The organism is Paraburkholderia bannensis (assembly GCF_014200455.1).
Lineage (GTDB): Bacteria > Pseudomonadota > Gammaproteobacteria > Burkholderiales > Burkholderiaceae > Paraburkholderia > Paraburkholderia bannensis_A.
In genome coordinates, this window is sequence record NZ_JACHBW010000024.1 from 38,886 (window position 1) to 64,644 (window position 25,759).

Genomic DNA, 25,759 nt, shown 5'->3' on the forward strand with positions numbered 1-25,759 from the left:
CGCAACTAAAGATTGGCAGCGCCGTGCCGTTGACCGGAGTTGAGGCGTCAAGCGATGCGCATCGATCGTCATCGGATCGATGCGGGCTGACGCTCACAACAAGCAGCGCTTTGCAGGAAACCGGACCACGCGCCAAAAGCGCCAACTCCGGTCAGCTCAGCATGGAGACCGAAGGACGATGAGAGCAATCAAAGAGGCCAGCCTGCACACGGGTTTCGTGCCGGAAGTGGACGGCGGGGCAGGTGCGGCGCCGGGCGGCGCGCCACGGGGAAAGAAGCAGAAAAGTCGGCCGTCTTCGCATGGCAGCAAGCTGTCAGTCAAGTCGATGCTGCGCACCGCCTTCGGAGTCGTGCTGATCGGCACCCTGGCGATTGGCGCGTTTTCGCTGACGCAGATCAGCCGGCTCAACGACTCCACCCAGTCGATCTACGAACAGGGCCATGTCGCGAGCCGCGCCGCCGAGGAAGCGCGGGGTCACGTATTGCGCGCGAGCCGCGCGCAGAAGATGCTGCTCACGGCCACCACGGCGAAAGAGCGCGACGAACTCGGCGAAGGCATCGAAAAGGATCTGGGCGCGCTCGGCACGGAGATTCAATCGCTTGGCCAGTACGCCGAACAATCGGGCGCGGATGCCTTGGCCCAGCAAAAGCAGTTCGCCACCGCCGCGCAAACCTGGAGCAGCCATCTGCGCGACTTCGTCACACTGGTGAAGGCGCAGTCGCTCGATCTTTCGCAGATGAGCTGGCAAGTGGGGACGCAGGACGTGTCGCTGCTGGTCGAGACCGGCAAGCTCGAAACCCTCGTCGATCAGATCGTGGCGCAGCGCGGCGCAGCGGCCAAGGCCACCATCGCGGCCTCGGCGTTCATTTTCAAATCGTCGTTCGTGATGATTGCCGCGGCGACCGTGGCGCTGCTCGTGCTGGCCTTCCTGGTGAGCGAATGGGTGGTGCGGCGTCTTGCGCACCAGCTGGGCGGCGAGCCCGCGCATGCCAAGGCCATCGCCGCACGCATCGCCTCGGGCGACCTCGCGCAACCGGTGCACGTCCACGCTCGCGACGCTTCGAGCATGCTCGGTGCGCTGCGCGATATGCAGGCCGGCCTCTCCACCACGGTCGCCGAAATCGCCGCGAGCGCCGAGGCCATTGCGAGCGCATCGAGCGAAATCTCGACCGGCAATCTCGATCTTTCGCATCGCACCGAAGAGCAGGCCGTTGCGCTCGAACGCACGGCGAGCAGCATGGAGCAATTGACCTCGACGGTGCGCCTGAACGCCGAGAACGCGCAGCAGGCGAGCACGCTGGCGGGCAACGCCTCGCAGATCGCCGAGAAGGGCGGCGCCGTGGTGGGCCGCGTGGTGTCGACGATGAACCAGATCAACGAGAGCGCGAAGAGTATCGCCGACATCATCGGCGTGATCGAGGGCATTGCATTCCAGACCAATATTCTCGCGCTCAATGCGGCCGTCGAAGCGGCGCGCGCGGGCGAGGAAGGGCGCGGCTTCTCGGTGGTCGCGGGCGAGGTGCGCAATCTCGCGCAGCGCAGCGCGGCGGCCGCGAAGGAAATCAAGACGCTGATCACGGCGTCGGTCGAACGCGTGGAAAACGGCTCGACGCTGGCGACGGACGCTGGCCACACGATGGAAGAAGTGGTGAAGGCGGTGCGACGCGTGAACGACATCATCGGCGAGATTTCCGCGGCGTCGAGCGAGCAGCGCGCCGGCATCGAGGAAATCAGCCGCGCGGTCTCGCAGATGGATTCGGGCACGCAGCAGAACGCCGCGCTGGTGGAACAGGCGACGGCGGCGGCGCAGTCGCTCGACGATCAGGCGAAGGTCTTGAAGCGGCTGGTGGGGAAGTTTCAGTTGGCTTGAGGCACCTGGTCGCAGACGTGAAAACGCCGCTGGTCGCGAGATGCACCAGCGGCGTTTTCATGGTGAAGCCATTGCTCAATCCCTACTGCGCATCCCGCTCGATGATCCACTCATGCGCGGGATCGTTATGGAAATGCCATTCGCGCGTGGGGCCGGCCATCACGTTCAGATAGTACGAATCGTAGCCATACGGCACGACGACCGGGTGATAACCGCGCGGCACCATCACCACGTCGTGATCCTCCACCGCCATGGTCTCGTCCAGATCGCGCGCATCGGTGTATACGCGCTGAAACGCAAAACCCTGCCGCGGATTGAGCCGATGGTAGTACGTTTCTTCCAGCGCGCTTTCCTGCGGCAGACGATCGGCATCGTGCTTATGCGGCGGATAGCTCGACGAATGGCCGGAAGGCGTGCGCACTTCGACCACGAGCAGCGATTCGGCCGCCTCGGTCTGCGGAAGAATATCGCAGACGTAACGCGTATTCGCGCCCTTGCCGCGCGTGGAGCGCTTCATCTGCGCCGGCTCGATCAGCCGCACCGGCAGCGTGCCTTGCGCGGGCGCGCTCGCTACGCCCACTTCGGCTTCGCGCAACGCGCGCACGGTCGCTTTCACGCCAGGCGGCACGTAAAGGGCCGTCGGGGCGGCATCCTCGAACACGCTGTCGCGCGAACCCAGCGCCGAGTAGCGCTGGCCATCCACCTCGACATCCACCGCGCCCGAGAGCACGACGATGCAGCTTTCGCGCTTCGTCTCGTAGATGTGCACGACTTCCTCGGTGCCCAGGCGATACGCCGCGAAGCCCACATAACGCCAGCCCGCCGTGGCGGGTGTGACGCGCGCGATTGTCTGGCCTTCGCGCGAGGCTTTGACCAGCAGGCTCATGCTGCCTCCTTTGATTCGGTATCCGCTGCATCGACGAGCGCGCGCAGCGTGCGATAACCCTTCTGCGCGTATTCATACGACGGCGCGATCACGGGATCCTGCTCGGCTTCCACGACGAGCCAGCCGCGATAACCGTGCCGCTTGAGCCGCGCGATGATGGACGGAAAATCCACCGCGCCGTCGCCCGGCACCGAGAACGCGCCCGCAAGGACCGCGTCCAGAAAGCTCCAGTTGCGATTGCGCGCGAGCTTCACGACCGCGGGGCGCACATCCTTGCAGTGCACGTGGCATACGCGCGCGATGTGCTTGTCGAGTTCCTTCACCGGATCGCCGCCCGCGAAGGTGATATGGCCCGCGTCGAACAGCAGGCCCACGGCGTCGCTGGTGCGCGCCATCAGCCTGTCGACGTCGGCGGGTGTTTCCACATACGCGCCCATGTGATGATGGTAGGCCAGACGCACGCCGCGCGAGAGCGTGTGCTGCGCGAATCGCTCGACACGCGCGGCGTACTCGTCCCACTGCTGTTCGCTGAAAAAACGCGGACGCTGATACAGCGGGCGCGGCGCGCCCTGAATCGAATCGGCGACTTCCCCATACACCATCACCGTCGCGCCGTTGCGGGCGAGCAGGTCCAGATGCGGGTCCACGGCGGCGATCTCTTCCTCGACGCTGCGCCGGGCGAGCATGCCCGAATACCAGCCCGACACCAGCGAGAGATCGTACTGCGCGAGCAGCGCCTTGAGCGCCTGCGGTTCGCGCGGAAACTTGTTGCCGAGCTCGAAGCCTTCGTAGCCGATCTCGCGCCCTTCGGTGAGCGCCGTGGAAAGCGGCGTCTCGCCGCCCAGCGAGGGTAAATCGTCGTTCATCCACGACAGCGGATTGATGCCGATGCGTACGTCAAATGCGCTCATGTGCGTGCCTCGAATCTCGTCATGCGTTGGATGTGGAGTCGTCGTTGGCGTCGTCGCGCTCAATGGCTTTCGGCGCGCGGCCGCCGCGTTCGGCGAGCTTGTCGTCATAGCGTTCGCGCGCCTCGCGCACGGCGGCGCGCGGCGAGACCTCGGGCACCGCCACTTCCCACCACCAGCCGCCGTCCTCGGTCGTGCGGGCAGGATCGGTGTCGATGCTGATGAGGTAGGTGCGCGCGGCCGCGCGGGCGCGTTGCAGCGCTGCTTCGAGTTCCGCGACGTTGGCGACATGCTCGGCCTGTGCGCCCAGCGAGCGCGCGTGCGAGGCGAAATCGATGCGCGGCGCGCCCAGCGGCCCTTGCGCGCAATCGTCGAAAAGATTGTTGAAGGGTGCGCTGCCGCAGGCCTGTTGCAGCCGGTTGATGCAGCCGTAGCCGCGATTGTCGAGCACCACGATGATGAGCTTCGCACCGAGCATCACCGAAGTAGCGATCTCGCTGTTCATCATCAGATAGCTGCCGTCGCCGACCATCACGATCACTTCGCGTTCGGGTCGCGCAAGCTTCGCGCCCAGGCCTCCGGCGATCTCGTAGCCCATGCACGAGTAGCCGTATTCGACGTGATACGCGCCGGGCTGGCCCGCGCGCCAGAGCTTGTGCAACTCGGCGGGCAGGGTGCCGGCCGCGCACACGACGATATCTTCGGTATCCGAATGGCTGGACGAGCGTTGCACCGCGCCGATCACATCGGCATCGTACGGCAGGCAGTGACGTTCTTGCGGCGCGTGCGTGAGCCGCTCCACGGTGGTGCGCCAGTCGTTGGCCCGATGCAGCGCGTTGGCGCTCCAGCCGCCTTCGGCGCGCCAGTTGACGAGCGCTTCGTCGAGCGCGGCGAGCGCGAGCTTCGCATCGGCTTGCACGGCTACGCTGTTGAGCTTGAGCGTATCGAAGCCGTTGGCGTTGATGCTGACCATGCGCGCATTCGCGAACAGCGAATTCGAGCCGGTGGTGAAATCCTGCAAACGCGTGCCCACGGCGAGCACGCAATCGGCTTCGCTGGCGAGTGAATTGGCGGCGGGCGATCCCGTCACGCCGACGGCGCCCGCATTGAGCGGATCGTCCCACGCAAGCGAGCCTTTGCCGGCCTGTGTTTCCACCACGGGAATGCCATGCGAGGCCGCAAAGGCCTGCAATTGTGGCGCGGCGCGCGAATACAGCACGCCGCCGCCCGCGACGATCAGCGGACGCTTCGCGCGCAGCAGTTGCGTAACGGCTGCGTCGATTTCGGTTTGCACTGGCGCGGGGGCGTGGAAGGTGACGAGGCGAGGCGTGAAGAAGCTCGCCGGATAGTCCCAGGCCATCGTCTGCACGTCCTGCGGCAGCGCCAGCGTGACGGGGCCGCACAGCGCCGCGTCGGTGAGCACGCGCAGCGCGCGGGGCAAGGCGTTGAGCAGTTGCGCCGGATGGACGATGCGGTCGAAATAGCGCGAAACCGGCTTGAGCGCGTCGTTGGCGGATAGTCCGCCATCCTGAAGATCTTCGATCTGCTGGAGTACGGGGTCCGGCTCGCGCGACACGAAGATATCGCCGGGCAGCAGCAGGACCGGCAGACGGTTCACGTGGGCGAGCGCGGCCGCGGTGACGAGATTCGTCGCGCCAGGTCCGATGGAGGTGGTGACCGCCATCATGCGACGGCGGAAATGCGCCTTCGCGTAGGCGATCGCGCTGTGCGCCATGGCTTGCTCGTTGTGCGCGCGCAGCGTCGGCAATTCATGGCGATACTGGTAGAGCGCTTCGCCGAGGCCCGCCACGTTGCCGTGCCCGAAGATCGCGAACACGCCGCCGAACAGCGGCTCGGTGCGGCCCGAGCCATCCTCGCAGGCCACGCGCTGCGCCGCCAGATAGCGCACCAGCGCTTGCGCCGCGGTCAGACGCACGGTCGCGCCGGGCGTCTGTTCCTGCGCGTGTTCGTGAGCCGCACCGGCGATAGGAGCGATGCGTTGATTCATGCCGCTTTCTCCTCATGTGCGATGTGGCCGTGCGGCTGCGCCCGAGTCTGACTGCGCGCCGCGCGCCACGCCGCGATCAGCGTCTCGAATGCGTGCCGCACGCGGGCGATCACTTCCTTGTCGTCGATTTCGCCCTTGAGCCACGCGAGGCTTGGCTCGTAGAAGATCGTGCGGCCGACCGTGAAGCCCCGGCAGGTGTGCGACGCGGCGGCAGCGGCGAAACCGCCCATTAGCTGCTCCATCGGCGCGGACAGGCCCAGCAGGACGACGCCGCGACAATGCGGATCGCGTTCGGCGATCAGCGCGTCGATCTCGCACCACTGCGCCGCGTCCACCGGTTCGAGCTTCCACCACTCGGGATAGAGGCCGATGTTGTAGAGCCGCTTGAGGGCGCGATAGATCGTGTCGGGCGCGTTCGGCTTGCCGTTGAGCTTTGGCGGAATCACTTCGAGCAGCAGTTCGTGGCCGCTCGCCTGCACGGCGTCGTAGAGCGCGCGCAATTGTGCTTCCTGTTCGAGGCGTTGCTCGATGGGTTCATCGGGATGGAACTGCACGAGGCACTTGACCGTGTGGCCGATGGGCCAGGCGGCAAGCGTCGTGCCAATCGAGCGGCCATGATCGAATACCAGCGGCACCGAACCGGGCAACTCCACCGGACGGCCGATCCACCAGTCGCGCCCGGTCGCCGCATTGAGCGCGTCCTGGCCGTAACGGTCGTCGATCAGCACGCCGATCTTGCCCTGCAGGCCGAGTGCGCTTTCGGTTTGCGCAACGGCTTCGACGAACAGGTTTTTCAGGTAGGAGATGCGCGTTTCACTCGCGCCGGTCTGCTGTGCGAGATCGAAGAACTGGTTGCGATGATCGAAGGCGAAACCGAGCACTTCATCGTATTGCTTGCGCGCGGGCGTGACGCGGTGCAGGCGCGCGAGCGTCGCGTCGCGATCCGGGCGGCGCATACGTACCGGGTCCGCCTGCGCTTCGCGCAAGAAATAATCGAGTTCGGCGGGCGTGGGCATGGCGGGCGCGCAGCCGTGGCGCGAGACCACCAGCGCGCCGCAGGCGTTGGCCGAGCGCGCGCAATCTTCCAGCGGCGCATCGCGCAGCCAGCCCGAAAGGAAGCCCGAGGCGAACGCGTCGCCCGCGCCCAGCACATTGAGCACGTCCACTTCGACGCCGCGCTGCATCGGCAGATCGTCGAGCGAGGCGGGCACCGCGCCTTCGACGATCTGGCAGCCAAGCGGCCCGCGCTTGACCAGCAGCGTCGCGGCGGTGAGCTCGCGCACACGCTTGAGCGCCGCGACCAGATCGTCCTGGCCGCCCGCGATGCGGAATTCTTCCTCGGTGCCGATCACCAGATCGAACTGCGGCAGGATGCGCTGGATATGTTCGCTCACCCCGGCGCTGGCAACGAAGCGGGTTTCGCCATCGGCCTTGCCGGTGAGGCCCCACAGCACCGGACGGTAGTCGATATCCAGCACCGTGCGCACGTTGTTGCGGCGCGCGTATTCCAGCGCCTTGAGGCTGGTGCGGTTGACGTGTTCGGTGGAGAAGTGCGTGCCGGTGATCAGCAGAGCCTTCGACGAGGCAATGAACGCTTCGTCGAAATCGGCCGGATCGACGGCCATATCGGCGCAATTCTCGCGATAGAAGATCAGCGGGAAGGTGTCGCGGTCCTTGATGCCCAGCAGCACGAGCGCGGTGAGGCGGTCGTGATCGATGCGAATGTGGCTGGTATCGCAGCCTTCCTTTGCCAGTGTTTCGGTGAGGAAACGGCCCATATGATCGTCGCCGACGCGCGTGAGCATGGCCGATTTCAGCCCGAGACGCGCGCAGCCAAACGCGATGTTCGCCGACGAGCCGCCCAGATATTTCGAGAACGTGGACACATCCTCAAGCCGCGCGCCCACCTGCTGTGCGTAAAGATCGACGCCAAGGCGCCCCAGGCAGACGATATCGCGGCTGCGTCCGGTAGCGAAGCGTGACGACGGGTTCGTGACAGAGCTTGTCATGTGCATTCCTGATGAATTCGGTATCAGATGGTGGCGCCGTCGAGTTCGGCGATCATCTTCTGCATTTCCGCGCCGCCCGCCATCATGTCGAGGACTTCGTTCTTGGTGATCGTGTCCTTCGTGTAGGTGCCAAGCGAGCGGCCGCGATTGAGCAGCGTGAAGGAATCGCCGATCGGATACGCGTGATGGACGTTGTGGGTGATGAAGATCACCGAAATGCCTTTGGCGCGCGCCGCATGAATCAGCTTGAGCACGTTGAAACTTTGCTTGACGCCGAGCGCGGCGGTCGGCTCGTCCAGAATCAGTACCCGCGCGCCAAAGTGGATCGCCCGCGCAATCGCCAGACACTGGCGCTCGCCGCCCGACATCGTGCCGATGGCCTGATGCGGATCGCGCACATGGATGCCCATTTCGGCGAGGCGATCGCGGGCGATGGTTGCGCTCGCATCGAGATCCATCACATTGATGAAGCCGAACAGCTTCTTTTGCGGCTCGCGGCCCATGAAGAAGTTGCGCGCCACCGACAGCAGCGGCACCAGCGCGAGATCCTGATACACCGTCGCGATGCCCAGATCGAGTGCGTCCTTGGGCGATTCGAAACGCACCGGTTTGCCATCGACATAGTACTCGCCGGTGGTGGGCGCATGGACGCCGGCGAGCGTCTTGATGAGCGTGGACTTGCCCGCGCCGTTGTCGCCCAGCAGGCAGTGCACTTCGCCGCGGCGTAGTTTCAGCGTCACGCCGTTGAGCGCGATCACTTTGCCGAAGTGCTTGCTGACGTTGTCGAGCGCGAGAATATAGTCTGCGTTGGCAGACGTTTGAACCGTTTGAGTGGTGTCCGACATGTTGGCCTCCGGCTTACGATTGCGCGACGCGGCGGCGCACATAGTGGTTGAACAGCACGGCGACCAGCAGCATGCCGCCGAGGAACACGCGGAACCAGTCCGAATCGATGTTCGTGTAGGTGATGCCGATCTGCACCACGCCGAAGATCAGTGCGCCAAACGCAGCCCCGATCACCGATCCATAGCCGCCCGTGAGCAGCGAGCCGCCAATCACCGCGGCGATGATCGCTTCGAATTCCTTCTGCAGGCCACGGTCTGCAGCGGCCGAGCCGATATCGCACACCTGCAGCACCGCGAACAGGCACGAGCAGAACGCCGTCAGCATGAAGAGCGAAATCTTGACGCGCTTGACCGGCACGCCCACGTTCTTGGCGGCGTTCGCGTCGCCGCCCACGGCGAAGATCCAGTTGCCGTAGCGCGTTTTCGCCAGCGTGAATGCGCCGATGATGACGAGCGCGATCCACCACAGAATCACCTTCGGAATGCCCGGCACGAGCGGCTGGCCGTTATCGAGCATCTTGCCGATGCCGATATGCGCGAGCCCCACGAACAGGCCCTTGAATGCGGTGCCGTGAAAAAGCAGGTTGGTGATGAAGTCGGCTTTGGCGACGTCGCCCACGCCCGAGACGATGGTGCGGTCGGCGAACATGATCGAGAGCGCAAGCGTGAGGCCGCGCAGGATGAACAGGAACGCCAGCGTGACGATGAACGAGGGCAGCCGCGTGCGCATCACGAGATAGCCGTTGAGCGCGCCAAGGGCGGTGCAGCCCACGAAGGCGAACAGGATCGACAGCGCAATAGGCCAGTGGAAATACATGGTGGGAATGGCGACCATCATGCCCGCGAAGCCGATCATCGAACCGATGGAAAGATCGAACTCGCCGGCAATCATCAACAGACACGCGCCAACGGAAAGGATGCCTAAATAAGCGGCCACTTGAGACCAGTTCATGACGCCGTCGAGGTCGAACATCCCGGACCCGCCTGCGCCAATCGCGAACACGGCGAACACGAGTACGGTTCCCGAAATCGCGGCGAATTCGGGACGGCCAAGCAGATGACCGAACCACGATTCTTTGCGCACGCGTTCGTCGCCTGCGGCCGCGGCGTTCGAGGCGGGCGGCGTGGCGGCGTCGCTGCCGTCCGGTGCGTGCGAGGGAAAGTGTTTGCCGGCTACACCCATGATGTCTCCTTGTCGACCAGAGTTGGCGCTTTAGCGCTGACTCTGGTCCCATGCATAGCAACCCCGGAACTGTGCGTAATGACAGGAACCGGTAATTAGACGCGCGGCTTTGCAGGTTTGAGGCGAAGCAGGTTTGCGCCGCCGCGCGTGACTGACAATAAGAACCGCTAGATCAGCGGTACTGACCCGCGTACTTCACGACCTTGTCCAGATTCTCTTTGGTGATGAAGCCGGGACCCGAGCGGATGTTCTTCGGGCCGTAGGACGGTTGCAGGCCATAGGTGTCGAGGCGCTGCTTGAACTTGGGATTCGCTTCGAGGATCTGGCGGATCTTCGCGGGATCGGTGGTGTGATCCTTCTTCACGATCGCCAGCACGGCCACCGGGATATAGCCTTGCAGGTAGGGCTGCTGGTCGATGGCGAACTGGATCGTGCCGGCGCGAATCGCCTTGGCGATTTCATCCGAGAAGTCGAAGGTGCAGAAGTAGATCTTGCCCGCTAGGCCCATCTGCTGGACCGCCTTGAGCGTGGCTGCCGCCGGCACCGGGCCGAGCGTGAGAATCGCGCCGGTGTTCGGGTGATTACGCAGGAAGGCGCTCACCTTCGACTGGATTTCCGTCGGGTCCTGGCCCGAGTCGATCGTCGAGCTCTTGTAGTCCACGCCGATGGCGTCCGCGAAACCCCGGCAGCGATCGAACGACACCGTATTGGTGGCGATGTGGTTCACGCACAGGAACGACTTCACGCCTGCGGCCTTGGCCTTTTCGCCGGCCGCGTGGCCCGCCACGTATTCGGGCTGGCCTACGTGCATGATCGCGCCGAGTTGCTCGCTCTGTTCCTCGGTGCCCGAATTGATGGTGACGAGCGGGATCTTCTTGGCCGTGACCTTGCCGATCGAGCTCTTGAGTACGTCGAAATCGGCGATGGTGGTGATGACGCCGTCGTAGTTGCGCGCGGCTGCCTGTTCGATCAGACGCGCCATGTCGGCGATGTCGCCGTTGGGCGGATTGCGGTAATCGGTTTCGACGTTGAAGTCTTCGTCGGCCTGCTTGATGGCGTTCTTGATCACGTTCCACCACGAGTCCGAATCCGGCGCGTGGCTAATGAGGACGAAGTGGGCGTCGGCGGCCTGCGCCGTTTGTGTGGCCATTACGCTCAAGCCGGCGCTCAAGCCAGTGAAGCCCGCTGCCAGCGTGATTGCCGCAGCCAGCCTTCGGAGCATGGTCTTGCCCTTGCGTTGCGTCATTGTCTCCACCTTTCTCGGTCTGTCGTTCGTTTTTGGGGTGAGCCCCGTGAGCGAATTCTCCGGCGCTCATCGACAAGATTAGGCGATCGTCAGAACGCTTGCAACAGAAATTTCATTGCAAATAAAAATGGAAAATCTGTTCCAATCCAATCTCGCGCTGCCTATAATCGGCTCCGTTAGCCTTCGCCCGAAGGCCCGCCCAGCAAGGGTTTGCGGCAGTGCGGCAAATGGCAGGGAAAAATGCAGGGAAAACGATCATGGCGGATGAAACCAGCGACGCTGTAGCAGGCGTAGACGAATTGATGCAGCGCATCGCACACGAGTACGAAGCGTTGCCGCGGCAGCTCAAAAGCATCGCAACGTATATCGAGCAGAACCGCGCGAGCGTGATGATGGACCGAACCAGCGACATCGCCGCGAGTTGCGGCGTGCATCCGTCGGCGGTGGTGCGCTTTGCGCAGCGCTTCGGCTTTTCGGGTTTTTCCGATCTGCAGGCGGTGTTTCGCCAGGCGTATGCGGGGCAGGGCGTGTCGGCCACGAGTTACCAGCAGCGCATTCGCCAGTTGATCGACGCAAAGGACGGCGAGGCCAGCCCGGAACTGGGCGGCACGGTGGCGCGCGAATTCATCGGCGCGTGCCGCAGCGGGCTGGACGAACTGGAAGCGGGCCTCGACGACGCGCAATTCGACGCCGCCGTGCAGATGCTCGAACACGCCGACAACATTTACGTGATCGGCGTGCGCCGCTCGTTCCCGGTGGCGAGCTACATCGTCTATGCGTTGCAGCACACGCGCAAGCGCGTGCATCTGGTCTCGGGCCTGGGTGGCATGTATCACGAGCAGATTCGCAGCGTGAAGAAGGGCGACGTGGTGGTGGCGATCAGCTTCGCGCCCTACGGCAAGGAGACGCAGTACTGCCTGCGCACGGCGCAGCAGCATCAGGCGAAAACGCTGGTGATTACCGACAGCCAGCTCTCGCCACTGGCGCGTCACGCCGATGCGCAACTCTATGTGAAGGAGGGGAGCGCGTTTGCGTTCCGCTCGCTGACCAGCACGTTCTGTCTGTGCCAGGCGCTGTTCGTGGCGCTCGCGTACCGGCTCGAACTCAACGTAGAAGAATCGACCGACCCTGGAGGATACGATGACTGATGGAAAGACGCTGAACGTCGCGGTTTTTGGCGCGGGCCGCATTGGCCGCATTCACGCGGCGAATCTCGCGCACCAGCCCGGCGTGCGTCTGAAGTACGTGATCGACGTGAACCGCGAGGCGGCTGCCGCGCTTGCCGCGCAGCACGGCGCGCAGGTGAGCGATATCGACAGCGCGTTCGGCGATGCCGGCATCGACGCCACGGTGATCTGCTCGTCAACCGATACGCATTCCGAACTGATTTTGAAGTCGGCGGCGGCAGGCAAGCATATCTTCTGCGAAAAGCCCGTCGATCTGGCGATTGACCGCGCGCGCGCATGCGCCGAGGCGGTCGAACGCGCGGGCGTGGTGGCGATGATCGGCTTCCAGCGCCGCTACGATCCCACCTTTGCCGCGCTCAAGACGCGCCTGGATGCGGGCGAAATCGGCACGCCGGAAATGCTGATCGTGACGAGCCGCGATCCGGGCGCGCCGCCGGTCGATTACATCAAGCATTCGGGCGGCATCTTCAAGGACATGCTGATTCACGACTTCGACATCTTCCGCTGGATTCTCGACGATGAAGCCGAAAGCGTGCATGCGACCGGCAGTTGCCTGTCCGATCCGGCGATTGCCGATGCGGGCGATATCGATTCCACCGCCGTGACGATCCGCACGAAACGCGGACGCCTTTGCCAGATCAACACGGCGCGGCGCGCGGCTTATGGTTACGATCAGCGTTTCGAGATTCTTGGCAGCGAAGGCATGCTGCAGGCCGGCAATATGAAGCCGACCGAAGTGGTGGCGTGGTCGAAGACCGCCGTGGCCCAGGACGTGCCGGAAGCGTTTTTCCTGGAGCGTTATCGCGCGGCCTATGCGCGTGAAATGGCCCATTTCCATGAGGCTGTGACGCAGGGCGTACCGGTGCGCACGAGTGTCGCTGACGGCCTGAAGGCGCTGGAACTGGCCGAAGCCGCAGCCTTGTCGTGGCGCGAAGGTCGGGTGGTGAAGCTGGGCGGTTGAATCGAAATGGATTGAGCGTCGCTCTTTTTTGGAGCGGCGCTCGTCATGTATGCAGGATTCCGAATCGAATACGAAGGAGACGGACCATGCAATCAAGCGATCGTGCCCGGCCATTGCGGGTGGGCGTGGTGGGGCTCGGCAGGCTGGGGCGGCGGCACGCGCAGAATCTGGCGTACCGTGTGCCCGGTGCAACGCTGGCGGCGGCGTGCAGCCCGCTCGAAGACGATCTGACGTGGGCGCGCTCGGCGCTGCCAGAAACGCAACTCTATAACGACTACGCCCAACTGCTCGCGGACGATACGCTCGACGCCGTCTGGCTGGTGACGCCGTCGTCGTTGCATGCGCAACAGATCGTCGATGCCTTGCACGCGGGCAAGCACGTGTTCTGCGAAAAGCCGCTTTCGCTCGATGTGGCCGAATGCCAGCGCGTGGTCGAAGAATCGCGCCGTTTCCCCGCCCAGCAAGTGACGATCGGCTTCATGCGCCGTTTCGATCCGAGCTATCACGACGCCTTCGAAAAGGTGCGCGAGGGCAAAATCGGCCGGCCGTTCCTGGTGCGCTCGCAAAACTGCGATCTCAACGACCCCGATGGTTTTTTCGTGCGTTTCGCGCCCACGTCGGGCGGCATCTTTCTCGACTGCACGGTGCACGATATCGACGTGGCGCGCTGGCTGCTGGGCAAGCCGCGCGCCACGCGCGTATTTGCGGCGGGCGCGGTGGCGCTGCACGAAGGACTGCGCGAATCCGGCGATGTCGATAACGGCGTGGCGATCTGCGAATTCGAAGGCGGCAAGCTGGCGATGTTCTACGCCTCGCGCACCATGGCGCATGGCAACGACGCGTCGAGCGAGGTGATCGGCACGGCGGGCGCGCTCGCCATCGGCCGGGTGCCGCGCATGAATCGCGTGGAGATCTACGACGCCCATGGCGTACGCAGCGAATGCACGCCGACTTTCTTCGAGCGATTCGAGGAGGCGTTCCTGATCGAGGCGCAGGCTTTCGTCGCGGCGGTGCGCGCCCGGCTCGATGGCGCCGCCGGGGACGCGGGGCAGGGCGCGAGCCTGGAGGATGCGCTCGAAGCGACGCGGATCGGCTATGCCTTGCGGCAATCGTTGCAGACGGGGCAGGCAGTGACGCTCTGAGGCCAGAGCGGGTCGGGGCGCGCCTGCGGTAAAATCGGGTTTATCTGACGCACTGAGCAGACGCACAGCGCCAAACAACGTGACGGAACTTCACCGCACGCCGTGGCGCGCCACCGAAGGATCCAACCCCGATGCAGATTCAGGTTCACAAGGAAGTGGATGCGCGCGGGCTGAACTGCCCGCTGCCGATCCTGCGCGCCAAGAAGGCGCTGGCCGATATGGAAAGCGGCCAGATACTCAAGGTTCTCGCCACCGATCCCGGCTCGCAGCGCGACTTCGCCGCGTTCGCGAAGCAGACCGGCAACGAGATCGTCGAGAGCAGCCAGCAGGACAAGACGTTCGTTTTTCTGATGCGCCGCCGCTAAAGCCGCGCACAGAACAGAAAAAAAGCCCGCAATCGCGAGATTGCGGGCTTTTTCCTTCCAGCAGGTAAAAACCGATGCTTAGCCTTCCAGCACCGGGTTGCGCGTGCGCAGGTATTCCTGGAAGTCGTCGGCGACTTCCGGGTGACGCAGCGCGAACTCCACCGTCGCCTTCAGGTAGCCGAGCTTGCTGCCGCAGTCGAAACGCGTGCCGTGATACTTGTACGCCAGCACCTGTTCATCGGCGAGCAGCGACTGGATCGCGTCCGTGAGCTGCAGTTCGCCGCCCGCGCCCGGCTTGAGCGCGCGCAGGTGGTCGAAAATACGGGGTTTGAGCACATAGCGGCCCACCACGCCGAGATTCGAGGGCGCAACTTCCGGCGCCGGCTTTTCGACGATGCCCGAAAGCTTGACGATCGAGTCTTCCCACTCCTTGCCGTCTACGATGCCGTACGAGCGCGTTTCCGAGGGCGGAATCTCTTCCACGCCGAGCACCGAGCTATGGTAGTGGTCGAACACCTCGACCATCTGTTTCATCACGGGCGGCGTGCCGTACAGCAGGTCGTCCGCGAGGATCACGGCGAACGGGTTGTCGCCCACCAGCTTCTCCGCGCAAAGGACCGCGTGGCCCAGGCCCAGCGCTTCCGGCTGGCGCACGTAGAAGCAGTCCACGTTGTTCGGCTTGATGTTGCGCACCAGTTCGAGCAGCTTGGCCTTGCCGCGTGCTTCGAGTTCCGCTTCGATCTCATAGGACTTGTCGAAATGGTCCTCGATCGCGCGCTTGCTGCGGCCCGTCACGAAAATCATCTCCGTGATGCCTGCGGCCACGGCCTCTTCCACCGCGTACTGGATCAGCGGCTTGTCGACGACCGGCAGCATTTCCTTCGGGCTGGCCTTCGTTGCCGGAAGGAAGCGCGTGCCGAGGCCCGCCACCGGGAATACCGCTTTGGTAACTTTTAGCATGTCTGTTGTCCTGGTCCTCTTGGGGTCGGGCGCCGCGCGCGCCGCCAGACCTCACCTTAGCCGATTCAGGCAGGCAGCCGCGCGAGTTGCGCGGTGAGCTTGCCCAGCGTTGCCTGAAATTCTGCCAGTCGTTTCTGCTCTTGTTCAACCACAGCAGGCGGCGCTTTTGCTACAAAACTGTCATTTCCCAGCTTTGCATTGCACTTCGTCACTTCATTCGACAATCGCGCGATTTCCTTCGAGAGGCGTTCGCGCTCGGCTGCCACGTCGATTTCGACCTTCAGCACGAGCTTGTCCGTCCCTACGATAGCAACCGGCGCGCCTGCCGAGGCCGCGTCGAGCGCCGCTTCGTCGGCGATGACCTGCACTTCCGACAGTTTCGCCAGCGCCTTTGCATAGGGCGCGAACGAGGCAAGGCGTTCGGCGTTGCCCGTGACCAGCAGCGGCACCTTCGTTGCGGGCGAGAGATTCATCTCGCCGCGCAGGTTGCGGCACGCGTCGATCACGGCCTTCAGGTCGTTGGCCCACTGCTCGGCGGCTTCGTCGATCTTTTTCTGTTCGGCGACCGGGTAGGGCTGCGTCATGATCGACGCTTCGCCTTCGGTCTTGCCCGCGGGGTAGGCGTCGGTCAGCGGCGCCACCTTTTGCCACAACGCTTCGGTGATGAACGGAATCACCGGGTGCGCGAGGCGCAGGACGGTTTCCAGCACGCGCAGCAGTGTGCGGCGCGTGGCGCGCTGCTGCTCCGGCGTACCGTTCTGGATCTGGACCTTCGCCAGTTCCAGATACCAGTCACAGTATTCATCCCAGACGAACTTGTAAATGGCATTGGCCACATTGTCGAAGCGATAGTCGGCAAAACCCTTGGCGACGTCGGCTTCCACGCGCTGGAGCAGCGACACGATCCAGCGGTCGGCCTGCGAGAAGTCCAGGTAGCCGCCCGGGCCGCAATCGCCCGGCTGGCATCCAGGCTGTGAAGCGCCCGGCTTGGTGAAGCCGCAATCGTGGCCTTCGCAGTTCATCAGCACGAAACGCGTGGCGTTCCAGAGCTTGTTGCAGAAGTTGCGATAGCCTTCGCAGCGCGCGAGGTCGAAGTTGACGTTACGGCCGAGCGTGGCCATCGACGCCATCGTGAAGCGCAGCGCGTCGGTGCCGAAGGCGGGGATGCCGTCCGGGAATTCCTTGCGCGTCTTCTTTTCGATGGTGGCGGCCTGCTTGGGGTTCATCAGGCCCGTGGTGCGCTTGGCGACCAGCGTTTCCAGGTCGATGCCGTCGACGATATCGATCGGGTCGAGCGTGTTGCCCTTGCTCTTCGACATCTTCTGGCCTTCGGCGTCGCGCACGAGACCGTGCACGTAGACCGTATCGAACGGCACCTTGCCGGTGAAGTGCGTGGTCATCATGACCATGCGCGCGACCCAGAAGAAGATGATGTCGAAGCCCGTCACCAGCACGGACGACGGCAGGAACGCTTCAAGTTCCGGCGTCTTCTCGGGCCAGCCGAGCGACGAGAACGGCACCAGCGCCGACGAGAACCACGTATCGAGCACGTCTTCGTCGCGCTTGAGCGCGCCGCTGTAGCCCGCGGCGTCGGCCTTGGCGCGTGCTTCTTCCTCGCTCTTCGCCACGAAGATTTCGCCGCTTTCGCCGTACCACGCCGGGATCTGGTGGCCCCACCAGAGCTGGCGCGAGATACACCAGTCCTGGATGTTTTCGAGCCACTGGTAATACGTGGTGGTCCAGTTTTCCGGCACGAACTTGATCTGGCCGTTGCGCACCACGTCGAGCGAGGTTTCGGTGATCGACTTGCCCGGGTTGAAGGTGCCTTGCGGCGCGGGCTTGCTCATCGCCACGAACCACTGGTCGGTCAGCATCGGCTCGATCACCACGCCCGTGCGGTCGCCGCGCGGCACCATCAGCTTGTGCGGCTGCACCGAATCCAGCAGGCCGATCGCTTCGAAGTCCGCCACCACCTGCTTGCGCGCCTCGAAGCGGTCCAGACCGCGGTACTTTTCGGGCGCGTTGTCGTTGACCCTGGCGTCGAGCGTGAGGATCTCGATCATCGGCAGGCCGTGGCGCTGGCCGACCGCGTAGTCGTTGAAATCGTGCGCGGGCGTGACCTTGACGACGCCCGTGCCGAACTCGCGATCGACGTATTCGTCGGCGATGATGGGGATTTCGCGGTCCGTCAGCGGCAGCTTGACCATCTTGCCGATCAGATGCGCGTAGCGCTCGTCTTCCGGATGCACCATCACGGCGGTGTCGCCGAGCATGGTTTCCGGGCGCGTGGTGGCCACCGTCAGATGGCCCGAGCCGTCCGCGAGCGGGTAGCGCAGATGCCAGAGATTGCCGGCTTCTTCTTCGCTTACCACTTCGAGGTCCGAGACGGCGGTGCCCAGCACCGGGTCCCAGTTCACCAGACGCTTGCCGCGATAGATCAGGCCCTGTTCATAGAGGCGCACGAACACGTCGCGCACGGCGCGCGACATCTTGTCGTCCATCGTGAAGTATTCGCGCGACCAGTCGATCGAGGCGCCCAGACGGCGCACCTGGCGCGTGATGGTCGAACCCGACTGCTGCTTCCACTCCCACACGCGTTCGACGAACTTCTCGCGGCCCAGGTCGTGACGCGAGATCTTCTGCGCGTCGAGCTGGCGCTCCACCACGATCTGCGTGGCGATGCCGGCGTGGTCGGTACCCGGCACCCACAGCGTGTTTTCGCCGAGCATGCGGTGGTAGCGCGCGAGGCCGTCCATGATCGTCTGGTTGAACGCATGGCCCATGTGCAGCGTGCCGGTGACGTTGGGCGGCGGCAACTGGATCGAGAAGTTCTTGCGGCCGGGCTCGAAGGTCGCGGCGGCGTAGCCTCGACGCTCCCATTCCGGGCCCCAATGGGCCTCGATGGTCTGGGGCTCGAAGCTTTTCGCTAGCGTGCTGTCGCTCATGGGTGGAATCTGCCGAAAAAAGGATGCGTAAAACCTTCGATTATAAGGGGTAGCGAGGGGTGTCGCGGCGCGCATTCCCCGTGCGCGCCGCTAGTACGGCCCTGTATACGGGCGCGCATGCCCTTGTCAGCCGCGAGGCCGTCGCCATTTATAATGACGCTCTAATCTGAATTCCGCCGCCCCATGCCAGAACTGCTCGCCAATCTGAACCCCGAACAACACGCCGCCGTCACGTTGCCCAACGAACCGGCACTCATTCTGGCCGGGGCCGGCAGCGGCAAGACGCGCGTGCTGATCACGCGCATCGCGTGGCTGATCCAGCAGGGCCTCGCCTCGCCCATGACCATCCTCGCGGTGACCTTCACGAACAAGGCCGCGCGCGAAATGACGGCGCGTCTGCAGGCGATGATGCCCATCGACACGCGCGGCATGTGGATCGGCACCTTCCACGGCCTGTGCAACCGCATGCTGCGCGCGCATTGCCGCGACGCCGGCCTGCCGCAGACCTTCCAGATTCTCGATACCGCCGACCAGCTTTCGGCGATCAAGCGCCTGATGAAGGGCCTGAACGTCGACGACGAAAAATATCCGGCGAAGAACCTGCAGTACTTCATCAACAACGCGAAGGAGCAGGGGCTGCGTCCGAAGGACGTCGACGTCACCGACAACTTCAACCGCAAGTTCGTCGAGCTGTACGAGGCCTACGACCAGCAGTGCCAGCGCGAAGGCGTGGTCGATTTCGCCGAGCTGCTGCTGCGCTGCTACGAACTGCTCGCCTTCAACCCGCCGCTGCGCGCGCATTATCAGGCGCGCTTTCGCGACATCCTCGTCGACGAGTTTCAGGACACCAACAAGCTCCAGTACGCCTGGCTCAAGCTGCTGGCGGGTCCGGGCAACGCAATTTTCGCGGTGGGCGACGACGACCAGTCGATCTACGCGTTCCGCGGCGCGAACGTCGGCAATATGCGCGATTTCGAGACCGAATTCCGCGTCAAACACATGATCAAGCTGGAGCAGAACTACCGTTCGCATGGTCATATTCTCGATACCGCGAATCACCTGATCTCGCATAATTCGCGGCGTCTGGGCAAGAACCTGCGCACCGACGCGGGCCACGGCGAACCCGTGCGCGTCTACGAGGCCGCCACCGATTCGCAGGAAGCCGGTTTTATCGTCGAGGAAATTCGCGCGCTGATCGCGCAAGGACTCGCGCGGCATGAAATCGCCATTCTGTATCGCAGCAATGCGCAGTCGCGCACGATCGAGCACACGCTCGTCAACGGCGGTATTCCGTACAAGGTGTATGGCGGTCTGCGCTTTTTCGAGCGTCAGGAAGTCAAGCACGCGCTCGCGTATCTGCGCCTGATCGACAATCCGAACGACGATACGGCGTTCTCGCGCGTGGTGAACTTCCCGGCGCGCGGCATTGGAGCGCGTTCGATCGAGCAACTGGCGGACGCCGCGCGTCTGTACAACTGTTCGATGGCGGCGGCGATTCCCTACGTCACGGGCAAGGCGGGTACGACGCTCGGTTCGTTCGCGAATCTGGTCGCGAAAATGCGCGCCGAAACCGCGCAGATGAGCCTGCCCGAAACCGTCGAATACACCGTGCGCATGAGCGGTCTGGCCGAGTTCTATCAGGGCGAGCGCGAAGGCCAGGATCGTCTGGAGAACTTGCAGGAACTCGTGACCGCGGCCACCGCTTTCGTGAGCGAAGAGGGCTACGGCATGGACACGCCGGCGCGCTCGATTCCGCTGCGTCCGGGTGCCTCGAAGGCGCCCGAGATCGTCTCGCAGGACGGCGAGATCGAGGTGCTCGACGCCGCTGCCATCACCGATCCGGCGCAAAACCCCGACGTCATGACGCCGCTCGCGGGCTTCCTCTCGCACGCCTCGCTCGAAGCGGGCGACAACCAGGCGCAGGCGGGCCAGGACGCCGTGCAACTGATGACGGTGCACGCGGCCAAGGGGCTGGAATTTTCGGCGGTGTTCATCACCGGTCTGGAAGAAGGCCTGTTCCCGCACGAAAACAGCGCGATGGAAACCGATGGCCTCGAAGAAGAGCGCCGTCTGATGTACGTGGCGATCACGCGCGCCAAGGAGCGGCTCTACCTGTCGTTCGCGCAAAGCCGCCTGCTGCATGGCCAGACGCGTTACAACGTGCGTTCGCGCTTCTTCGACGAATTGCCGGCGGAAACGCTCAAGTGGCTCACGCCGAAGGTTGAGGCGGGCGCGCGTTGGGGCGGACGTGCCGATAACGCCGGCTGGGGCCGCGACTGGTTCTCGCGCGGTGGGAATGGCGGTAATGGTGGCAAGGGCGGCGGCGGTAGCGGCAGTTCGCGCGATCGCGACGCCTATGTCGCCGATAAAACCCCGCTGCCGAATTTCGCCAACGAGCAGCGCGCCGCCGAAGCGGGCTTCCGCGTGGGGCAGGACGTGTTCCACACCAAATTCGGCGAAGGCAAGATCACGGCGCTCGAAGGCAGCGGCACCGACGCCAAGGCGCAGGTGCGCTTCAAGCGTCACGGCGAAAAGTGGCTCGCGCTGGCGGTGGCGAAGTTGCAGGCGGTCGACTGAGCCGCGGGACAAAACGGGGATTCACAGCATGAATAGCACCACGCGCCGCCTTGGCGTACTCGCGGCCTTGCCGCAGGAACTCGGCGACCTGATCGCGGCCATGCAGGCCGAATCGGGCGTAGAAACGCGCACGTTTGGCCAGCGCGACTATCACCTCGGCACGGTGCATGGCGTGCCCTGCGTGGTGACGCTGGCGCGTGTGGGCAAGGTGGCGGCGGCCGCGACGGCCAGCGCGCTGATTCACGTCTTCGATGTCGAGGCGATCGTCTTTACGGGCGTGGCGGGCGGCGTGGGCGAAAACGTCCACGTGGGCGATGTGGTGATCGGCGAAACGCTGCTCCAGCACGACATGAACGCAGAACCGCTGTTCCCGCGTCACGAGATTCCACTGCTCGGCCGTGCGCGTTTCGACGCCGATCGCACGCTCACGGATGCCTTGACCGCAGCCTGCGAACGCTTTGTCGCCGAGGAGGGCGCGGCCCTGGCGGCGCATTTCAAGGGTGCGTTGCCGCGCCTCGAACATGCGCTGCCGGGCGTGCATCGCGGGCTGATCATCAGCGGCGACCAGTTCGTGGCGAGCGCAGCGGCGGTGAGCGCGCTGCGTACCGATTTGCCCGACACGCTGGCCGTCGAAATGGAAGGCGCGGCGATCGCCCAGGTCTGCTACGAGTACGGCGTGCCGTGCGCCGTGGTGCGCACGATCTCCGATACCGCCGACGAGCACGCAAGCGTCTCGTTCTCGTCGTTCCTCACCGATATCGCCGGCACATATTCCACCGGCATCCTGCGGCAGTTCCTGGCCGCTTACGGCGCGCGCGCCTAAGCCTTGCTGACGGCCTCGCGAATCGCCTGCAACGCGCCGGCATCCTCGATAGTCGGCAGATCGCCTGCTTCGCGGCCTTCCGCGAGCGCGGCGATGGCGCGGCGCAAGAGCTTGCCGGAGCGCGTCTTCGGCAGCATCGGCACGAAATGCACGCGCGCCGGGCGGCCGATGGCGCCAAGCTGGCGGTCCACGGTCGCGGCGATCGCGGCGGCGAGTTTGTCGGCCGCTTTGGGATCGGCGGCGGCCTGAGCGTCGCGCAGTACCACGAAGGCCAGCGCGGCCTGCCCCTTCACCGCGTCGTCTACGCCCACCACGGCGACTTCCGCGACTGCGGCATGCGAGGAAATCGCTTCCTCGATCTCGCGGGTGCCGAGCCGATGGCCCGCCACGTTGATGACATCGTCGGTGCGCCCGAGGATCGTCACGTAGCCGTTTGCGTCCTGAATGCCCCAGTCGAAGGTCGAATAGACCTGCTGGCCGGGCACGCTCTCCCAATACGTTTTCACGAAGCGCGCGTCGTCGCCCCAGACCGTCTGCATGCAGCCCGGCGGCAGCGGGTAACTTAGCGTGATCACACCTTTCGCGCCGCTCGCGCAGGGCTCGCCGGTCTGTTCGTCGCGCAGCACCAGGTCGTAGCCGTAGCAGGGCACGCCCGGCGAGCCGAGCTTCTGCGGCAGATCTTCCACGCCGCGCTGGATCGCCAGCATCGGCCAGCCGGTCTCGGTCTGCCAGTAGTTATCGACGACGGGCTTGCCGAGCGCGTCCGAGATCCACGTCGCGGTGGGCTCGTCGAGCGGTTCGCCTGCGAGGAACAGGGTGCGCAGGCTGGAGAGATCGGCGGCGCGCAACAGGCCCGGGTCCTGCTTTTTGAGCACGCGGATCGCCGTGGGCGCGGTGAACATCAGGTTGATCTTGTGCTGCTCGACCAGACGCCACCAGATGCCGCCATCGGGGCGCACCGGCGTGCCTTCGTACATCACCGTGGTCATGCCCGCAAGCAGCGGGGCGTAGATGATGTAGCTGTGCCCGACCACCCAGCCAATGTCGGAAGCCGTGAACATCGTGTCGCCCGCGCGGCCCTCGAAGATATATTCCATCGAAGCCGCCAGCGCCACCGCATAGCCGCCCACGTCGCGCTGTACGCCCTTGGGCTTGCCTGTCGTGCCCGAGGTGTAGAGGATGTAGGACGGCTCGTTGGATTCGAGCCATTCGCAGGGCACGTGCGCGTCGTGGAACTGCTCGCGCAAGGGTTCGTAGTGCACGAGATAGGGCGCATCGAAACGCTGCGGCGCGAGCTGACGGTCGATCAGCAGCACCTTGGGCGGCGCGAATTCCGCGCGCGCCATCGCTTCGTCCACCAGCGGCGTGTAGTCGATCACTTTGCCGCCGCGTGCGCCCGCATCGGCGGCGACCAGCAGTACGGGCTTCGCATCGTCGATACGCGCGGCGAGACTCGGTGCCGCGAAGCCGCCGAACACCACCGAATGGATCGCCCCCAGCCGCGCGCAGGCCAGCATGGCGAACACGGCTTCGGGGATCATCGGCAGATAGATCAGCACGCGCTCGCCGCGCTTGACACCCAGCGAGCCCATCACGGCCGCCATGCGGTTCACTTCGGCGTGCAGATCGGCGTAGGTGTAGCGGCGCTCGATGCCGGTTTCGGTCGAGACGTAGACGAGGGCGTTCTGCTGTGCGCGCGCCGCCAGATGGCGATCGACAGCGTTGAAGCAGAGATTGGTGCGCCCGCCCGTGAACCAGCGCGCAAACGGCGGATTCGAGCGGTCGAGCACGGCGTCGAACGGCGTGTCCCAATGGATGCGCGCGGCTTCGCGACGCCAGAAGTCTTCGGGGTGTTCGATCGACTCGCGGTGAAAGTCGCGGTAGCGCATGACATCCATCCTCCCGTGCTGTCGGAGAGTCGAGGATAGTGCAGCGCAACGGCGGCGGGCAACGCGGGCGAACCCGCGTAGCGCCGCGTCAAGCAGCGATGGATGCGCTTATCGGTATCAGGCCGGCGCGGGCGGCCCGTCTTCGCGCGCGAGCGGGTTTTCGCCAGGCGGACGCGGGCGTGGGCGCGCGTGCCAGCGCCGCAGCCAGCGGCAGGCGAGCGCAATGGCCGGATCGAGCTGGGCGCTTATCGCGGGGCGCAGGCCCTGGCCATAATCGTCGAGGGCGAGCGGCTGGACGCCGATCAGCACCAGTTCGCGCGGGTATTTGCCCTTGAGCTGTGCGCAGGCGAAGGTGTCGGCGAAGTCCATCTGATGCAGGTTGAACGGACGCGTGCCCAGATAGCGGATGGCCTCGTCGTCTTCGCGCACGCATAGCGTGCCGGGCGCGCGGTGGAAGTCGGCGGCATTGAAAACGATCATGCGCTGCGCCGTTTCCACCAGCGGCAGCAGCGCGCGGCCTTCGATGCCGCCCGCCACCATGTCGACGTGCGGCGCGCATTGCCAGCCGGCCTTCATGCGCTCGATCGCACGCATGCCGAAACCGGCGTCGCCCCATTGCACGTTGCCGATGCCGAGCACGACGATGCGCGGCGCTGCCTGAATGCGCGCGCCAGAGTCTGTCGGCGCGATGACGTAGCGTGCGAAGGCCTGGGGAACGTGCTCGTAGAGAAAACTCACGCGGCTCACTTGAAGAAGGACAATTAAGTCAGAATAGTCTTAGCTGTGAGCCATTTTTGTGTTGATCCGGATCAGGGCGCGGGCCGTTTTGCCCGAACGGGGGATCATATTTTGCAGGTCTGCGCGATCGTCTGTCAGAACATGCCTGAAATGTGCCTCGAAGGTTTAAAGCAAGGTCAGGGACGTTGCGTCCCCGCTGCGTCCCCGTAGTGTTCTCGTTGCGTTCCCTTCGGAGCGCGCACAAAGAAAAAGAGCGCCCGCAGGCGCTCTCACTGGTCGATCCCGATCCGCTGTCCGTGCAGCGCTCGCTCGGGGGACGTGACGGAGCCCGGCGCGCTTACGCGCCCGGTTTGACCACCACCGTGCAGGTCGTGCCCGCCGAGAGAATCATGCCGTCCGGCACCTTGTCGATATGGATGCGTACCGGCACGCGCTGCGCAAGGCGCACCCAGTTGAACGTCGGGTTCACATCGGCGAGCAGTTCGCGGCTTTGCGGATTGTCGCGGTCGTAAATACCGCGCGAAATGCTTTCCACGTGGCCTTCGAGCGTGCCGCCGCTCATCAGCTTGATATCGGCCTTGTTGCCCACCTGCACGTGCGGCAGCTTGGTTTCCTCGAAGTAGCCGTAGACCCAGAACGAGTGGCTGTCGACCACGGCGAGTTTCGCCTGGCCCGCGATCGCGTAGTCGCCCTTGAACACCTGCAGGTTGGTGATATAGCCGTCCACCGGCGCGATCACACGTGTGCGTTCGAGGTTGAGTTTGGCGGCGTCGAGCTCGGCGATCGCCTGCTGGTATTGCGCCTGCGCCGAATTGGCGGTGTGCGAGGCGTTTTCGCGGTTTTCCTGCGAGACCACCAGGCTGTCCATATCGGCGCGACGGCGCGCGTCGTCGAGCTTCATGGTGAGTTCGGCCTTGCGCGCGGCCACGGCGGCTTCGGCCTGCTCGACGGCGATCTGGTAGTGAGACGGGTCGATCTGCATCAGCAGGTCGCCCTTGTGCACGAACTGATTGTCCTTGACGGGCAGCTCGACCACCGCGCCGGAGACGTCGGGGGCGATGTTGACCACTTCGGCGCGCACGCGGCCGTCGCGCGTCCACGGCTCGTCCATGTAGTGAACCCACAGCGCGCGGCCGACCAGGATGGCGACGACGAAGATGATCGCCGTCGCGATAAAGCCAATGATGTTTCGGATAGTCATGATTCTTAGCCGGTTC

At 64.5% G+C, this 25,759-nt stretch carries 19 protein-coding genes; 7 read left to right on the forward strand and 12 right to left on the reverse strand.

What is annotated here, in order from left to right:
• The first annotated feature begins 178 nt into the window (after positions 1-178).
• On the forward strand, positions 179-1,870 hold the full coding sequence (locus F4827_RS30010; RefSeq protein ID WP_183731202.1) for a methyl-accepting chemotaxis protein: 1,692 nt from the start codon (positions 179-181) through the stop codon (positions 1,868-1,870).
• An 82-nt stretch (positions 1,871-1,952) separates the two neighbouring features.
• On the opposite strand, the gene iolB is transcribed toward F4827_RS30010, so the two are convergent.
• The 7 genes from iolB to F4827_RS30045 all read right to left on the reverse strand — a co-directional run bounded on the left by iolB (position 1,953) and on the right by F4827_RS30045 (position 10,955).
• Positions 1,953-2,756, reverse strand: coding sequence for a 5-deoxy-glucuronate isomerase (gene iolB / locus F4827_RS30015; protein ID WP_183731205.1), 804 nt, complete (start codon positions 2,754-2,756; stop codon positions 1,953-1,955).
• Entirely contained in the window at positions 2,753-3,667 is a 915-nt protein-coding gene (iolE, locus tag F4827_RS30020) for a myo-inosose-2 dehydratase (RefSeq protein ID WP_183731208.1), read from the reverse strand. Before iolE ends, iolB begins: the two co-directional genes overlap by 4 nt.
• A 19-nt stretch (positions 3,668-3,686) precedes the next feature.
• Positions 3,687-5,672 carry a 3D-(3,5/4)-trihydroxycyclohexane-1,2-dione acylhydrolase (decyclizing) gene (iolD, locus tag F4827_RS30025; protein WP_183731211.1) on the reverse strand — a complete coding sequence of 662 codons (1,986 nt, stop codon included), beginning with the start codon at positions 5,670-5,672 and terminating at the stop codon, positions 3,687-3,689.
• Positions 5,669-7,681 (reverse strand): 5-dehydro-2-deoxygluconokinase, encoded by a 2,013-nt coding sequence (gene iolC, locus F4827_RS30030; protein WP_409258872.1) that lies wholly within the window; start codon positions 7,679-7,681, stop codon positions 5,669-5,671. The genes iolD and iolC overlap by 4 nt, the downstream gene beginning before the upstream one ends.
• A 23-nt stretch (positions 7,682-7,704) precedes the next feature.
• Complete coding sequence (locus tag F4827_RS30035) at positions 7,705-8,526, reverse strand: ATP-binding cassette domain-containing protein (RefSeq protein ID WP_183731217.1); 822 nt, start codon at positions 8,524-8,526, stop codon at positions 7,705-7,707.
• Positions 8,527-8,539: 13 nt separating this feature from the next.
• Positions 8,540-9,709, reverse strand: a complete 1,170-nt coding sequence (locus F4827_RS30040) for an ABC transporter permease (protein ID WP_183731220.1) — start codon at positions 9,707-9,709, stop codon at positions 8,540-8,542.
• A 172-nt stretch (positions 9,710-9,881) separates the two neighbouring features.
• Entirely contained in the window at positions 9,882-10,955 is a 1,074-nt protein-coding gene (locus tag F4827_RS30045) for a sugar ABC transporter substrate-binding protein (protein ID WP_183731223.1), read from the reverse strand.
• Positions 10,956-11,212: 257 nt separating this feature from the next.
• On the opposite strand from F4827_RS30045, the gene F4827_RS30050 reads away from it, so the two are divergent.
• The 4 genes from F4827_RS30050 to F4827_RS30065 all read left to right on the forward strand — a co-directional run bounded on the left by F4827_RS30050 (position 11,213) and on the right by F4827_RS30065 (position 14,610).
• A complete protein-coding gene (locus tag F4827_RS30050) occupies positions 11,213-12,103 on the forward strand; it encodes a MurR/RpiR family transcriptional regulator (RefSeq protein WP_183731227.1) in 891 nt (296 codons plus the stop codon).
• Positions 12,096-13,103, forward strand: coding sequence for an inositol 2-dehydrogenase (iolG, locus tag F4827_RS30055; RefSeq protein WP_183731230.1), 1,008 nt, complete (start codon positions 12,096-12,098; stop codon positions 13,101-13,103). Before F4827_RS30050 ends, iolG begins: the two co-directional genes overlap by 8 nt.
• 86 nt (positions 13,104-13,189) lie before the next feature.
• The gene (locus F4827_RS30060; protein ID WP_183731233.1) at positions 13,190-14,245 is read left to right on the forward strand and encodes a Gfo/Idh/MocA family oxidoreductase; all 1,056 of its coding nucleotides are present in this window, start codon (positions 13,190-13,192) and stop codon (positions 14,243-14,245) included.
• Between the two features lie 137 nt (positions 14,246-14,382).
• The gene (locus tag F4827_RS30065) at positions 14,383-14,610 is read left to right on the forward strand and encodes a sulfurtransferase TusA family protein (RefSeq protein WP_028208042.1); all 228 of its coding nucleotides are present in this window, start codon (positions 14,383-14,385) and stop codon (positions 14,608-14,610) included.
• Positions 14,611-14,688: 78 nt separating this feature from the next.
• On the opposite strand, the gene galU is transcribed toward F4827_RS30065, so the two are convergent.
• Together galU and F4827_RS30075 are read right to left on the reverse strand one after the other, a co-directional pair.
• Positions 14,689-15,570, reverse strand: a complete 882-nt coding sequence (galU, locus tag F4827_RS30070) for a UTP--glucose-1-phosphate uridylyltransferase GalU (RefSeq protein ID WP_167056491.1) — start codon at positions 15,568-15,570, stop codon at positions 14,689-14,691.
• Positions 15,571-15,635: 65 nt separating this feature from the next.
• Positions 15,636-18,515, reverse strand: a complete 2,880-nt coding sequence (locus F4827_RS30075) for a valine--tRNA ligase (protein ID WP_183731237.1) — start codon at positions 18,513-18,515, stop codon at positions 15,636-15,638.
• 183 nt (positions 18,516-18,698) lie between these two features.
• Here F4827_RS30075 and F4827_RS30080 point away from each other — a divergent pair, with 183 nt between their 5' ends.
• Together F4827_RS30080 and F4827_RS30085 are read left to right on the forward strand one after the other, a co-directional pair.
• On the forward strand, positions 18,699-21,092 hold the full coding sequence (locus tag F4827_RS30080) for a UvrD-helicase domain-containing protein (protein ID WP_183731240.1): 2,394 nt from the start codon (positions 18,699-18,701) through the stop codon (positions 21,090-21,092).
• A 28-nt stretch (positions 21,093-21,120) separates the two neighbouring features.
• Entirely contained in the window at positions 21,121-21,915 is a 795-nt protein-coding gene (locus tag F4827_RS30085; protein ID WP_183731243.1) for a 5'-methylthioadenosine/adenosylhomocysteine nucleosidase, read from the forward strand.
• On the opposite strand, the gene F4827_RS30090 is transcribed toward F4827_RS30085, so the two are convergent.
• The 3 genes from F4827_RS30090 to F4827_RS30100 form a co-directional block, all read right to left on the reverse strand.
• On the reverse strand, positions 21,912-23,804 hold the full coding sequence (locus tag F4827_RS30090; protein WP_409258873.1) for a propionate--CoA ligase: 1,893 nt from the start codon (positions 23,802-23,804) through the stop codon (positions 21,912-21,914). The two genes, F4827_RS30085 and F4827_RS30090, sit on opposite strands and share 4 nt — an antisense overlap.
• A 117-nt stretch (positions 23,805-23,921) precedes the next feature.
• Positions 23,922-24,542 carry a hydrogenase maturation protease gene (locus tag F4827_RS30095; protein ID WP_311674823.1) on the reverse strand — a complete coding sequence of 207 codons (621 nt, stop codon included), beginning with the start codon at positions 24,540-24,542 and terminating at the stop codon, positions 23,922-23,924.
• 337 nt (positions 24,543-24,879) lie between these two features.
• The gene (locus F4827_RS30100; RefSeq protein WP_183731248.1) at positions 24,880-25,743 is read right to left on the reverse strand and encodes an HlyD family secretion protein; all 864 of its coding nucleotides are present in this window, start codon (positions 25,741-25,743) and stop codon (positions 24,880-24,882) included.
• Positions 25,744-25,759 lie beyond the last annotated feature (16 nt).

Excerpts from the sequence above, each read along its gene's own strand:
- F4827_RS30040 (WP_183731220.1), bottom strand. The coding sequence starts at position 9,709 with ATGGGTGTAGCCGGCAAACACTTTCCCTCGCACGCACCGGACGGCAGC.
- F4827_RS30090 (WP_409258873.1), bottom strand. The coding sequence starts at position 23,804 with ATGCGCTACCGCGACTTTCACCGCGAGTCGATCGAACACCCCGAAGAC.
- iolC (WP_409258872.1), bottom strand. The coding sequence starts at position 7,681 with ATGACAAGCTCTGTCACGAACCCGTCGTCACGCTTCGCTACCGGACGC.
- F4827_RS30035 (WP_183731217.1), bottom strand. The coding sequence starts at position 8,526 with ATGTCGGACACCACTCAAACGGTTCAAACGTCTGCCAACGCAGACTAT.
- iolB (WP_183731205.1), bottom strand. The coding sequence starts at position 2,756 with ATGAGCCTGCTGGTCAAAGCCTCGCGCGAAGGCCAGACAATCGCGCGC.
- F4827_RS30100 (WP_183731248.1), bottom strand. The coding sequence starts at position 25,743 with ATGACTATCCGAAACATCATTGGCTTTATCGCGACGGCGATCATCTTC.
- iolG (WP_183731230.1), top strand. The coding sequence starts at position 12,096 with ATGACTGATGGAAAGACGCTGAACGTCGCGGTTTTTGGCGCGGGCCGC.
- F4827_RS30010 (WP_183731202.1), top strand. The coding sequence starts at position 179 with ATGAGAGCAATCAAAGAGGCCAGCCTGCACACGGGTTTCGTGCCGGAA.
- F4827_RS30050 (WP_183731227.1), top strand. The coding sequence starts at position 11,213 with ATGGCGGATGAAACCAGCGACGCTGTAGCAGGCGTAGACGAATTGATG.
- F4827_RS30080 (WP_183731240.1), top strand. The coding sequence starts at position 18,699 with ATGCCAGAACTGCTCGCCAATCTGAACCCCGAACAACACGCCGCCGTC.
- F4827_RS30060 (WP_183731233.1), top strand. The coding sequence starts at position 13,190 with ATGCAATCAAGCGATCGTGCCCGGCCATTGCGGGTGGGCGTGGTGGGG.
- F4827_RS30085 (WP_183731243.1), top strand. The coding sequence starts at position 21,121 with ATGAATAGCACCACGCGCCGCCTTGGCGTACTCGCGGCCTTGCCGCAG.
- galU (WP_167056491.1), bottom strand. The coding sequence starts at position 15,570 with ATGCTAAAAGTTACCAAAGCGGTATTCCCGGTGGCGGGCCTCGGCACG.
- iolE (WP_183731208.1), bottom strand. The coding sequence starts at position 3,667 with ATGAGCGCATTTGACGTACGCATCGGCATCAATCCGCTGTCGTGGATG.
- F4827_RS30075 (WP_183731237.1), bottom strand. The coding sequence starts at position 18,515 with ATGAGCGACAGCACGCTAGCGAAAAGCTTCGAGCCCCAGACCATCGAG.
- iolD (WP_183731211.1), bottom strand. The coding sequence starts at position 5,672 with ATGAATCAACGCATCGCTCCTATCGCCGGTGCGGCTCACGAACACGCG.
- F4827_RS30045 (WP_183731223.1), bottom strand. The coding sequence starts at position 10,955 with ATGACGCAACGCAAGGGCAAGACCATGCTCCGAAGGCTGGCTGCGGCA.